This window comes from Pseudomonas sp. GW823-FHT02E01 (assembly GCF_058797535.1).
In genome coordinates, this window is sequence record NZ_JBXAJS010000005.1 from 267573 (window position 1) to 280033 (window position 12461).

Here is a 12461-nt window from a genome sequence, read left to right on the forward strand (position 1 = left end):
GCGCTCAACCACGGGGCAGGAACACATCGGCCAGCAGTTGATTGCGCGGCAATCCCGCCAGGTACAGACGCCGGGCAAAGGCGTCGACACTGTCGGGGCCTCCGCAGAGTAAGGCCAGGGTTTGCCGGGAAACAAGCCGCAGTTGCGCCAAAGCCGCTGGCAACTCGGCCGGGGTCCACAGTTCGACACTCAGGTTCGGACGGCTGGTTGCCATGGCTTGCAGGGGTTTGGCCAGGTAGTGCTCATTGGCATCATGGGCCAGGTGGATGACGCGGATGGTGCCTTGGTGATCCTGGCGCAATGCTTCGCGCAAGACACCAAACAATGGCCCCAATCCGGTGCCGGCCGCCATCAACCACAACGGCCGGGCGTGCCAGTCAGGGTCATAATGCAAGGCACCGCCGCGCAGTTCACCGAGACGGATCGGATCGCCGATGCGCATTTGCCTGGCGGCATCGCTGAATTCCCCGGGCGTGCGGCAATCGAGATGAAACTCCAGAAAACGGTCTTCCTGCGGCAGGCTGGCGAGGGAATACGGCCGCGCCACGCTGCCCGCCCACAACACCAGGTGCTGCCCGGCGCTATAACGCAACGGTCGCTGGGGGATTACCCGCAAGCGCAGCACCGTGGTAGTCAGCCAATCGACCGCCGCGACTTCGGCCGGATGACCATCGGTTTGCGGGTCGAAGGCGTGCACCTGCAAGTCCTCGACCACCTGGCACTGGCACGCCAGCCGCCAGCCTTGTTCACGCTGCTGTGCACTCAAGGCATCGGGGCGGCTGTCGTTCGGCAGGCCCCGCACACACTGCACCAGGCACGCATGACAACTGCCGGCGCGGCAACTGTAAGGCACTGGCACACCGTTCTGATTCAGTGCATCGAGCAGATTGCTGCCCGCCGCCACCGACCAATGGCGCTCGCCGACCCGCAGCTCAGGCATCGACGTTCTCCCACGCTGCCGCGCATCGGTTGCGGCCGTCACGCTTGGCGCGATAGAGCGCCTGATCGGCCTGCTGCAACGCATCATCGAGGTCGTCACCCAATTCCAGCAGGGTCATGCCGGCGGACAGGCTGAGGTTGCGTACATTCAGACCAATCAGCTCGACATCGGTGAACGCGATGCGCAGCCGTTCGCAGCACGAAGTCAGACTGTCGGCATCGCAATCGGGCAGCAGCACCACGAACTCTTCGCCACCGTAGCGAGCCAGTACGTCACCGTCACGCAGGCACGCGCTGGCAACGCCGGCAAAGGCTTGCAGCACCTGATCGCCGGCAGCATGACCGTGCAGGTCGTTGATGCGTTTGAAATGGTCGAGGTCTATCAGCGCCAGGCCATGCACGACACCGGCGTCCATGGCGTTCAGCTCGCGTGACGCCAGGCGCAGGAAATGCCGACGATTGAACAGGCCCGTGAGCTCGTCGGTGGCCACCAGGTCTTCGAGCTGGCGCATCATCCCGCGCAACGTGTCCTGGTGCGCCTGCAAGGCAAAACGCCGCTGGCGCATGCGTTGTCGCGAGGCCTGGACATAGCGGGCATACAGCACCAGCCACACCAGCACGATGAACAGCACACAGACCTGCAACACCGCCATGGCCGGGTCAGGCAGCTGGAAGTGGTAGCCCTCCCACAGCGTGATCGCACTGAAACTCAAAAACACCAGCAGCGCGCATCGTACTAAAGACCGGCGAGACAGATGGAACAGGCCGAACAGCAGGATCAGCACGTAAAACACCAGAAACGCGCCCCGGGCTTCGTCCAGATGGGCAATCAGCCAGGTTTGCCAACCCAGCCCCAGCAACACTTGTGCCTCGGTCAGGCTGGGGTCGGCGAAGCGCAGGTTGCAGCCGCTGTAGAACACCGCGAACAGGATGGCCTGACTGATCACTACCAGTGCGCTGCCGATGGCGACACTGGAAAGCGGCGCGTTGTAGTGACCGGTAAAAAACGCCAGCCACAGCAACAGCAATGCCAGGGCATAGGTGCCGGCCGCGAGGGCGAAACGTTTGAGCAACAGGCGCTGGATGGCGTTTTGGGTCAATCGTTGACTCACCAAATGAAAGGAGACTGACAGAGCGTCCTACTCTACAGACCGAATGTCACTTTAGTGGCGTGGCCGATAAATGACCATTCAATTTTCGGGATCGACGGTCGAGCCTTGCGCGACCCTGTGGCGAGGGGGCTTGTCGGACCGCCGCATCGCCCCGTTGGACTGCGGAGCAGTCCCGGTAACAGACAGGTCGTTGTGTCAGGCGGATTGTTTTCACCAGTTTTGCGGCTGCTTCGCAACCGAATGGGGGCAAGCCCCCTCGCCACAAAAGCCACGCACTCCTCTTGCAGCTTCAAACTTGCCGCTTGCAGCTGCTTCTATGCGACCAACGATTGACTGCCGGCGCGTGTGCCTGTCCGCGAGGCGCGGTATACTGCCGCGCCTTTTTAGCGTCGCGCCAGCTTGCCCGGCGTGCCTTGAAAGGTGCTTGCAACCGACCGATGCACCCAAGCTGCAAGCACCTTATTGAATGTTCCCGTCTTTTAGAGGAGCGCGACTCATGACCGTGATCAAGCAAGACGACCTGATTCAGAGCGTTGCCGACGCCCTGCAGTTCATTTCCTACTACCACCCCGTGGATTTCATCCAGGCGATGCACGAGGCCTACCTGCGCGAAGAATCGCCAGCGGCCCGCGACTCGATGGCACAGATCCTGATCAACTCGCGCATGTGCGCCACCGGCCACCGCCCGATCTGCCAGGACACCGGTATCGTCACCGTGTTCGTGCGTGTCGGCATGGACGTGCGCTGGGATGGCGCCACCATGGGCCTGGACGACATGATCAACGAAGGCGTACGTCGCGCCTACAACCTGCCGGAAAACGTCCTGCGTGCTTCGATCCTCGCCGACCCGGCGGGCGCTCGCAAGAACACCAAGGACAACACCCCGGCGGTCATCCACTACTCCATCGTTCCGGGTAACACCGTGGAAGTGGACGTGGCAGCCAAGGGCGGCGGCTCCGAGAACAAGTCGAAGATGGCCATGCTCAACCCGTCCGACTCGATCGTCGACTGGGTGCTCAAGACAGTTCCGGAAATGGGCGCCGGCTGGTGCCCACCGGGCATGCTCGGCATCGGCATCGGCGGCACCGCCGAGAAAGCTGCCGTCATGGCCAAGGAAGTGTTGATGGAATCCATCGACATTCACGAGCTGAAGGCCCGTGGCCCACAGAACCGCATTGAAGAAATGCGCCTGGAGCTGTTCGAGAAGGTCAACCAACTGGGCATCGGCGCCCAGGGCCTGGGTGGCCTGACCACCGTGCTCGACGTGAAGATCATGGACTACCCGACTCACGCCGCTTCGCTGCCGGTGTGCATGATCCCGAACTGCGCCGCCACCCGTCACGCACACTTCGTGCTCGACGGTTCCGGCCCTGCTTCGCTGGAAGCGCCACCGCTGGACGCCTACCCGGAAATCGTCTGGGAAGCAGGTCCGTCGGCCCGTCGCGTCAACCTCGACACCCTGACCCCGGAAGAAGTGCAGAGCTGGAAGCCGGGCGAAACCGTCCTGCTCAACGGCAAGATGCTCACCGGCCGCGACGCTGCGCACAAGCGCATGGTCGAGATGCTGAACAAGGGAGAAACCCTGCCGGTGGACCTCAAGGGTCGCTTCATCTACTACGTCGGCCCGGTCGATCCGGTCGGTGACGAAGTGGTTGGCCCGGCCGGTCCTACCACCGCCACGCGGATGGACAAGTTCACCCGTCAGATCCTCGAGCAAACCGGCCTGCTGGGCATGATCGGCAAATCCGAGCGCGGCCCGACCGCAATCGACGCGATCAAGGACCACAAGGCCGTCTACCTGATGGCAGTCGGCGGCGCGGCTTACCTTGTAGCGCAAGCGATCAAGAAGTCCCGCGTGGTGGCTTTCGCCGAACTGGGCATGGAAGCGATCTACGAGTTCGACGTGAAAGACATGCCTGTGACTGTTGCCGTCGACAGCAAAGGTGAGTCGGTACACATCACCGGTCCTGCCATCTGGCAGAAAAAGATCAGTGAAAGCCTGGCGGTAGAAGTGCAGTAAGCGCTTGGACTGCTCCAGAAAAGGCGACAGGGTTATCCCTGTCGCCTTTTTTATTGCCAGGCCATCCCCCTGCAGAAGCGAGCCCGCTCGCGAAGGACGCATGGACGACACGGGCTGTCTGATGCCCCGCGTTATCGTTGACTTCCATCGCGAGCAGGCTCGCTCCTACAAGGGCCAAGTCGCTCATGTTATCGTGCGCCCCCTCCGTATTCCTTGTGTAAGCCCTGCATGTTTGAGTCATCTCGATCCCTGCGCCTGGCGCTCTATACCGTATTGATCATTGCCGGTGCTGCCATCGCGGCCACTCTGGCCATGCGCCACACCGTGCGCCAGTCAATGGTCGAAGACGCGGCTCGCGCCAATCAGCAACTGGCGCTGTATGCCACGTCCCTGCATACCCTGATCGAACGTTACCGCGCCCTGCCCGCGGTGTTGGCGCTGGACCCGGAGCTGCGCTCGGCGCTCAAGGGCAAGGTCAGTTCCGAACAGCAGGACGCATTGAACCGCAAACTGGAAAAAATCAACGGCGCCGCCCAATCATCGACCCTGGAACTGCTCGATCACACCGGCCTCGCCGTGGCGGCGAGCAACTGGCGTTTGCCCAGCAGTTATGTCGGCCACAACTACGGTTTCCGTCCCTATTTCAACCAGACCCGCACCCAGGGCACCGGGCGCTTTTACGCCGTGGGGGTGACCAGCGGAATTCCCGGCTACTTCCTCTCCAGCGCGGTCAGCGATGACGATGGCCAGTTCCTCGGCGCCATGGTGGTGAAACTGGAATTCCCCGAACTGGAACGCGAGTGGCGCCAGGGCAGCGACACACTGCTGGTCAGCGACGCACGTGGAATAATCTTCATCGCCAACCAGCCGGGCTGGCGCTATCGCTTGCTCAAGCCGCTGAGCGACAGCGATCATGCCGAACTCAAGACCACCCGCCAGTACGACAAGCAGCCGCTGACGCCGCTTGAGTTTCAATCGTTGCGGCGCTTCGACGATAACAGCGACCTGGCTCGGGTCGACGGCCCCGACGGCAAGGCGGATTACCTGTGGGAATCCCTGCCGCTGAATACCGAGGGCTGGACCCTGCACCTGCTGCGGCGCCCACAAGTCGCCTTCGAAGACAGCCGCAATGCTGCCCTCGCCGCGGCCGGGCTATGGCTGACCCTGGTGTTCCTGCTGCTGTTTCTCAACCAGCGCTGGCGCCTGGCCAAACTGCGTCAGCGCAGTCGCGAAGAACTCGAACAGCTTGTAGAAGAGCGTACCCGCGACCTGCGCACCGCCCAGGAAGGTCTGGTGCAGTCGGCCAAACTCGCGGCGCTGGGGCAGATGTCCGCCGCCCTGGCCCATGAGATCAACCAGCCGCTCACCGCCCAGCGCATGCAGCTGGCGACCTTGCGCCTGCTGCTCGACAACGGCCGCGTCGACGACGCCTACAAGGCGCTCAAGCCGGTGGATGAAATGCTCACCCGCATGGCGGCCCTCACCGGCCACCTGAAAACCTTCGCCCGCAAGAGCCCCAGCGGTTTGCGCGAACGCCTGGACCTGGCGGCGGTGGTGGATCAGTCGCTGCAACTGCTCGACACCCGGCTGCGCGACGAACAGGTCAGCACCGTGCTGCATCTGACCCGCCCGGCCTGGGTGCGTGGCGATGCGATTCGCCTGGAACAGGTGCTGATCAATCTGCTGCGCAATGCCCTCGATGCAATGCAGGACAAGCCCTGCAAACGCCTGGAAATCCGCCTCGAAGCCGACGAACAACTATGGCGCCTGAGTGTGATCGACAACGGCGGCGGTATCGCCGAAGAGAACCTGTCCAAGGTCTTCGATCCGTTCTTCACCACCAAACCGGTGGGCGATGGCCTGGGGATCGGTTTGGCCGTATCGTTTGCCATCGTTCACGAATCCGGCGGGCGCTTGAGTGCCGACAATCATGACAAAGGTGCCGTGTTCACCGTGACCTTGCCCATCGACCTGGAGGTGCATGAACCATGCTGAACTCAGTGATCGTGGTCGACGACGAAAGCAGCATCCGCAGTGCCGTCGAGCAATGGTTGAGCCTGTCGGGTTTCGAGGTGCAGTTGTTCAGTCGCGCCGATGAATGCCTGGCGCAATTGCCCAGGCATTTTGCCGGGGTGATTCTCAGCGATGTGCGCATGCCTGGCATGACCGGCCTCGAACTGCTGGCCGAGGTGCAGCGCCGGGATGCCGATTTGCCGGTGATCCTGCTGACCGGTCACGGCGATGTACCGATGGCCGTCGAAGCCATGCGCGACGGTGCCTACGACTTCCTCGAAAAACCCTTCAGCCCGGAAACCCTGCTCGGCAGCCTGCGCCGCGCCCTCGACAAACGCCGGCTGGTGCTGGAAAACCGCGCGCTGCACGAACAGGCGGACAACCGCGCCAAACTGGATGCCACGCTGCTCGGCGTGTCCCGGGGTCTGCAGACCCTGCGTCGGCAAGTTTTGGACCTGGCAGCACTGCCGGTCAACGTGCTGATTCGTGGCGAAACCGGTAGCGGCAAGGAACTGGTCGCGCGTTGCCTGCACGACTTCGGGCCGCGGGCCGACAAGCCCTTTGTCGCACTCAACTGCGCGGCCATCCCCGAGCAATTGTTCGAGGCCGAGCTGTTCGGTCACGAAAGCGGCGCGTTCACCGGGGCGTCCGGCAAGCGCATTGGCAAACTGGAGTACGCCGACGGCGGCACACTGTTTCTCGATGAAATCGAAAGCATGCCGTTGGCCCAGCAAGTGAAACTGCTGCGGGTGTTGCAGGAGCAAAAGCTTGAACGGCTGGGCTCGAACCAGAGTATCCGCGTGGATTTGCGCATCATTGCCGCGACCAAGCCGGACCTGCTCGACGAAGCGCGGGCCGGACGTTTTCGCGAAGACCTGGCCTATCGCTTGAACGTCGCTGAGCTACGCCTGCCGCCCTTGCGCGAACGCCGTGAAGACATACCCCTGCTGTTCGAATCCTTTGCCCAAAACGCCGCCGAACGCCTGGGACGCAAATTTCCACCGTTGAGCGGCGCCCAGTTGAGTCACCTGCTGAGCCACGACTGGCCAGGCAACGTGCGCGAATTGGCGAATGTCGCCGAGCGTCAGGTATTGGGGCTCGGTGAGCCGGAGCCCTTGGGCATCGAGCCCGGCCAGTCACTGGCGGCTCAGCAGGAAGCGTTCGAAGCGCAATGCCTGCGTGCGGCATTGACCCGGCACAAGGGCGACGTGAAAGCGGTGCTTGAAGAACTGCAACTGCCGCGCCGGACCTTCAATGAAAAGATGCAGCGGCATGGGTTGAGCCGGGAGATGTTTTTGCCCGAGGCCTGATTTTTGTGGTGTCTGCCCTGGCCCCATCGCGAGCAAGCTCGCTCCCACAGTGGATCTGTGTACGCCAAACATTGTGGGAGCGAGCTTGCTCGCGATGAGACCTGTACAGGCAAAGCAACCAACAAAACCGTAAGCAATTTTCCGCCCATCACCCGCCACGAATAAGCGGATTTCCGCTCACCGAAACACTCTACCCCCTCTAAACCGGCCCTCTCCCCGTTGGCACAGCTCCTGCTATAGCCCTGGCAGGCTGCGTTTCATCGCGCTCCACAAAAACAATTAAATGAAGGATCCTTCAATGGATAACTCCAACTCCCTGCCGCTTGGGTCGGCTGCCGCGCCGGCCAAAGAAAGAACCACTTCCAGCCGCATCAAGTCGATCTTCAGCGGTTCCGTTGGCAACATGGTCGAGTGGTACGACTGGTACGTCTACGCCGCCTTCTCCCTGTACTTCGCCAAGACCTTCTTCCCCAAAGGCGACACCACCGCCCAACTGCTCAACACCGCCGCGATCTTCGCCGTGGGCTTCCTGATGCGTCCGATCGGTGGCTGGCTGATGGGTCTGTATGCCGACAAGGTCGGGCGCAAAAAGGCCCTGATGGCCTCGGTGTACCTGATGTGCTTCGGCTCGCTGCTGATCGCCCTGAGCCCGAGTTATGAAGTCATCGGCATCGGCGCGCCGATCCTGCTGGTGTTCGCGCGCTTGCTGCAAGGCCTGTCGGTGGGTGGCGAATACGGCACCTCCGCCACTTACCTCAGCGAGATGGCGACCAAGGAGCGTCGCGGCTTCTACTCCAGCTTCCAGTACGTGACCCTGATCTCCGGTCAGCTCATCGCTTTGGCGGTGCTGATTGTCCTGCAGAACTTCCTGACCACCGAGGAGCTCTACGCCTGGGGCTGGCGCATCCCGTTCGCCATCGGCGCGCTGTGTGCCGTGGTTGCGCTGTACCTGCGTCGTGGCATGGAAGAAACCGAGTCCTTCACCAAGAAAGAAAAAGCCAAGGAAAGCGCGATGCGCACCTTGATGCGCCACCCCAAGGAACTGATGACCGTGGTCGGCCTGACCATGGGCGGTACGCTGGCGTTCTACACCTACACCACCTACATGCAGAAATACCTGGTGAATACCGTCGGCATGAGCATTTCCGACTCCACCACCATTTCCGCTGCCACGCTGTTCCTGTTCATGTGCCTGCAACCGATCATCGGCGGGCTGTCGGATAAAATCGGTCGTCGGCCGATCCTGATTGCCTTCGGCATCCTGGGCACGCTGTTCACCGTACCGATCCTGACCACCCTGCACACCATTACGACCTGGTGGGGCGCGTTCTTCCTGATCATGGCGGCGCTGATCATCGTCAGCGGCTACACCTCGATCAACGCCGTGGTGAAAGCCGAACTGTTCCCGACCGAAATCCGCGCCCTGGGCGTGGGCCTGCCGTACGCACTGACCGTATCGATCTTCGGCGGCACCGCCGAATACATCGCGCTGTGGTTCAAGAGCATTGGCATGGAGACGGGTTACTACTGGTATGTCACCGCGTGTATTGCCGTGTCGTTGCTGGTGTACATCACCATGAAAGACACCCGCAAGCATTCGCGGATCGTCACTGACTGACAGACGTCAGGCAGTTACCGCAAGGGTGACTGCCAAGGCCCCTTCGCGAGCAGGCTCGCTCCCACAGGTTGACCGCGTACCCCGGGAGGAATGCGGTCCAATGTGGGAGCGAGCCTGCTCGCGATAGGCGCAACTCGGTCTATCAGGACAACTGCGCACCCTCGCGCTTGCCGAACCTGTTCTCCACAGGCTTCATGAAAAATCCGTCACCCAGGTAAAAGAGCCGATTAATCACGCGTTAATGCTCGCCGCCCAACCTTTAACGACCTGATCGATTCATTGCGATGCGCTCACTCAGTCCTTGAAAGCGAAAAAGCCTGACGGCCTTAACATCCAATTAATCGATAGGTAGCAGGATTTAATTGCGAAAATTAATCGATATATCTGGCGTCTTGGCTTTTTTCCACTAAACGCCAACGAGACGGGAGTCACTACCATGAAGACCAAACTGATCCTTGCCCTGGCCCTTTCCGTACTGGCCGCCAACACGTTCGCCGCCGATGGCTACGACAAAACCGGCTCGGCCTCTTACGGCTCCGGCGCCAGCGCCGCCATCGAACGCAGCCACTCGGGCACCTATGCTTCTGACGGCTTCGATAAAACCGGTAGCGCGGACGCTATCGCTGCCGACGGTTTCGACAAAACCGGTAGCGCTGAAGCTATCGGCTGATCCGGCTTCAAAACCTGTAGGAGCGAGCTTGCTCGCGATGGACTCAAGCCCGCCGCGTTCAGCCAGGGAACACGCGTAATCGTTAACGACCATCGCGAGCAAGCTCGCTCCTACAGGGGATGAGGTCGGGCTGGAAATCTGCGGCGCGTGCTTGCACCATGAGCGCCTCCAGCCCGCTCCGGAAATTCTCTCCAATGCCTGACGACATCCACTTCTACGAACCCGCCAACGGCCACGGCCTGCCCCACGATCCGTTCAACGCTATCGTCGGTCCGCGCCCCATTGGCTGGATCTCTTCACAGGATGCCGAGGGCCACCTGAACCTGGCGCCCTACAGTTTCTTCAACGCCTTCAACTACATTCCGCCGATCATTGGGTTTTCCAGCGTCGGGCGCAAAGACAGCCTGAACAACATCGAACAGACCGGCGAGTTCGCCTGGAACCTGGCCACGCGGCCGCTGGCCGAGCAGATGAACCAGAGCTGCGCCATGGTCGGGCCTGAGGTCAACGAATTCGAACTGGCCGGGCTGACGACCGCTGCCTCGAAGGTCATTCAGGTGCCACGGGTCGCCGAGAGCCCGGTGTCCTTCGAGTGCAAGGTCACGCAGATCATTCAGTTGCAACGGGCGGACGGCAACGTGGTGCCGAGCTGGCTGATCCTCGGCGAAGTGGTCGCCGTGCATATCGCCAAATGGCTGTTGAAGGACGGGGTATACGACACCGCCGCGGCAGAACCGATTCTGCGCGGCGGCGGGCCGGCGGATTATTTCCAGCTGGGGCCTGAGGCGTTGTTCAAGATGTACCGCCCGGGGGCGGTGAAGTGATCACCAGAGCAGGTCGGCGTCTTCTTTGACGTCCTTGAGGTGGGTCAGTTCTTTGGCCGCTGCCAGGTCGGCGTCATGGGCGGTCTTGAAGATCTGCCCTTCCAGCACTTTGTGAAAACGCGGGGCGCCGGAACCACCCAGCGCTTTGACGGCGATAGCGGCGTGGTAACCACCCTCGCCCGGTACTACAGCGGAAACAGCTTCGAAGTGTTCAAAGGCTTTACGTGCCATGTCGCGAATCCTGGCTGGTTGAGAATGCCGTCATTAAACCCTCAACCGGCCAGTTTGTGTACCGCCACTGCGGACTGCCCCAGGGCCTGCGCCGCCGAGACATCCTTGAAGGTGTGGAAATCCAGACTGTTGACCACCAGCTCCTGCACCAGCTCGGCAAAAATCTCCATCGCCGGCGTGCTGAAGTACGCGGTCATGGCCTGTTGATTGCTCCAGAAACCGGACACCAGCCACAGCTCCGGATCGCATTGCGAATGCTGCAAGGCAAAGCTCAGGCAGCCTGGCGCTGCGCGGGACGGTTCGATCAGGGCGCTGAGGCGCACACCGAGTTCCTCCGAGCGCCCGGCGCGCGCTCGAACGAAGGCCATATGACTGACGGGGATCTGCGTGGACATGTTCAACCCTCCCGGGGAGTCGCGTGGCAGCCGGGGGACGGGCTGCGACAGGATCAAAGGTTAAGGGCCGCGACGCCTGTCTCGTTAGTCGATTCCTGCCGGCGCGTTGCACAATCCTGCGAAACTTCATCGCCAGCCTGTAACAAGCTGTAAAACCCTGTCACGGTTCTGCCATACGAGTTTCAAGCAAGTTCTTGCGGCACAAGGCTCTATTGGCTACACCGCCGGTCGACCCCTGGCAGAATCAGGCAAGCATCCGGCAGGATGTGTCTACCGCTGTCGCTTGCACAAACTTATGCTCTGCACCACTCCCTTCATGCCTTGCCGAGGATGCCTCGCATGTCGTCGCTCGATCACCTTCAAGCCCCGCTGGACACCGACATGGAAAAGCAGCGCGCGGAACTGGCGGCCATCATCCGCCGCAACACCGCCGAAGATGGCAGTTATGCCACGGCCATCGGCTCGCTGTTCATGTCCCGCCACAGCCAGTCCCACGAGTTCGCCCCGGTGCTCGCGCAACCGGCGCTGTGCATCATGGCCCAGGGGCGCAAGGAAGTTCAGCTGGCCAACGAATACTTCAACTACGACCCGCTGAACTACCTGGTGGTCTCGGTCTCGATGCCGCTCAGTGGACGAGTGGTGGATGTCTCGCCTGAGGAACCGATCCTGGCCTTGCGCCTGGACATCGACCCGACGGAAATCACCGCACTGATCGCTGACGCCGGCCCCCTCGGCGTGCCCACCCGGCCGACCGGGCGCGGGCTCTATGTCGAAAAACTCGACACCGCGATGCTCGACGCCGTGCTGCGCCTGGCACGGTTACTGGACACGCCAAAAGACATCGCCATGCTCGCGCCGCTGATTCGCCGGGAGATCCTCTATCGCCTGTTACGCAGTAAACAGGGGCATCGGCTGTACGAAATCGCCATCGCCAACAGCCAGAGCCATCGCATCAGCCAGGCGATCAAATGGCTCAACGGCAATTTCGAACAGCCGTTGCGCATTGATGAATTGGCCAAGGAAGTGAACCTGAGCGTGTCGACGCTGCATCACCGCTTCAAGGCGATGACGGCGATGAGTCCGTTGCAGTATCAGAAGCAGCTGCGCCTGCAGGAAGCACGGCGGCTGATGCTCGCCGAAGGGCTGGAGGCTTCGGCGGCGGGGTATCGGGTCGGGTATGAGAGTCCGTCGCAGTTCAGCCGGGAGTACAGCCGGTTGTTCGGGGCGCCGCCGTTGCGGGATCTGGCGCGATTGCGGTTGTCAGTCTGATCCAGAATTTGTGTTGGTTGTGCCGACCCCATCGCGAGCAAGCTCGCTCCCACAGGGTCC

General features: G+C 61.7%; 11 protein-coding genes. 7 read left to right on the forward strand and 4 right to left on the reverse strand.

Annotated features, from left to right (window positions below):
* Nucleotides 1-4: 4 nt before the first annotated feature.
* On the reverse strand, nt 5-940 hold the full coding sequence (locus AC1RDQ_RS14245) for an iron-sulfur-binding ferredoxin reductase (RefSeq protein WP_057713489.1): 936 nt from the start codon (nt 938-940) through the stop codon (nt 5-7).
* Entirely contained in the window at nt 933-2039 is a 1107-nt protein-coding gene (locus AC1RDQ_RS14250; RefSeq protein ID WP_057713488.1) for a GGDEF domain-containing protein, read from the reverse strand. Before AC1RDQ_RS14250 ends, AC1RDQ_RS14245 begins: the two co-directional genes overlap by 8 nt.
* Nucleotides 2040-2547: 508 nt before the next feature.
* Here AC1RDQ_RS14250 and AC1RDQ_RS14255 point away from each other — a divergent pair.
* The 6 genes from AC1RDQ_RS14255 to AC1RDQ_RS14280 all read left to right on the forward strand — a co-directional run bounded on the left by AC1RDQ_RS14255 (nt 2548) and on the right by AC1RDQ_RS14280 (nt 10506).
* Entirely contained in the window at nt 2548-4071 is a 1524-nt protein-coding gene (locus AC1RDQ_RS14255; RefSeq protein WP_057396275.1) for a fumarate hydratase, read from the forward strand.
* 228 nt (nt 4072-4299) lie between these two features.
* The gene (locus AC1RDQ_RS14260) at nt 4300-6066 is read left to right on the forward strand and encodes a sensor histidine kinase (protein ID WP_090457477.1); all 1767 of its coding nucleotides are present in this window, start codon (nt 4300-4302) and stop codon (nt 6064-6066) included.
* Complete coding sequence (locus AC1RDQ_RS14265; protein WP_057713486.1) at nt 6060-7394, forward strand: sigma-54-dependent transcriptional regulator; 1335 nt, start codon at nt 6060-6062, stop codon at nt 7392-7394. Before AC1RDQ_RS14260 ends, AC1RDQ_RS14265 begins: the two co-directional genes overlap by 7 nt.
* A gap of 298 nt (nt 7395-7692) precedes the next feature.
* Nucleotides 7693-9012: an MFS transporter gene (locus tag AC1RDQ_RS14270; RefSeq protein ID WP_489846336.1), complete on the forward strand. Its 1320-nt coding sequence runs from the start codon at nt 7693-7695 to the stop codon at nt 9010-9012.
* Between the two features lie 436 nt (nt 9013-9448).
* Nucleotides 9449-9682, forward strand: a complete 234-nt coding sequence (locus AC1RDQ_RS14275) for a hypothetical protein (RefSeq protein WP_090457481.1) — start codon at nt 9449-9451, stop codon at nt 9680-9682.
* Nucleotides 9683-9876: 194 nt separating this feature from the next.
* A complete protein-coding gene (locus AC1RDQ_RS14280; RefSeq protein ID WP_090457482.1) occupies nt 9877-10506 on the forward strand; it encodes a flavin reductase family protein in 630 nt (209 codons plus the stop codon).
* Here AC1RDQ_RS14280 and AC1RDQ_RS14285 read toward each other — a convergent pair whose 3' ends face one another.
* Both AC1RDQ_RS14285 and AC1RDQ_RS14290 read right to left on the reverse strand, forming a co-directional pair.
* Nucleotides 10507-10737, reverse strand: coding sequence for a hypothetical protein (locus tag AC1RDQ_RS14285; protein ID WP_150813329.1), 231 nt, complete (start codon nt 10735-10737; stop codon nt 10507-10509).
* 41 nt (nt 10738-10778) lie between these two features.
* A complete protein-coding gene (locus tag AC1RDQ_RS14290) occupies nt 10779-11132 on the reverse strand; it encodes a putative quinol monooxygenase (RefSeq protein ID WP_057713481.1) in 354 nt (117 codons plus the stop codon).
* Between the two features lie 339 nt (nt 11133-11471).
* On the opposite strand from AC1RDQ_RS14290, the gene AC1RDQ_RS14295 reads away from it, so the two are divergent.
* The gene (locus AC1RDQ_RS14295) at nt 11472-12401 is read left to right on the forward strand and encodes an AraC family transcriptional regulator (RefSeq protein ID WP_492587568.1); all 930 of its coding nucleotides are present in this window, start codon (nt 11472-11474) and stop codon (nt 12399-12401) included.
* Nucleotides 12402-12461: the final 60 nt, after the last annotated feature.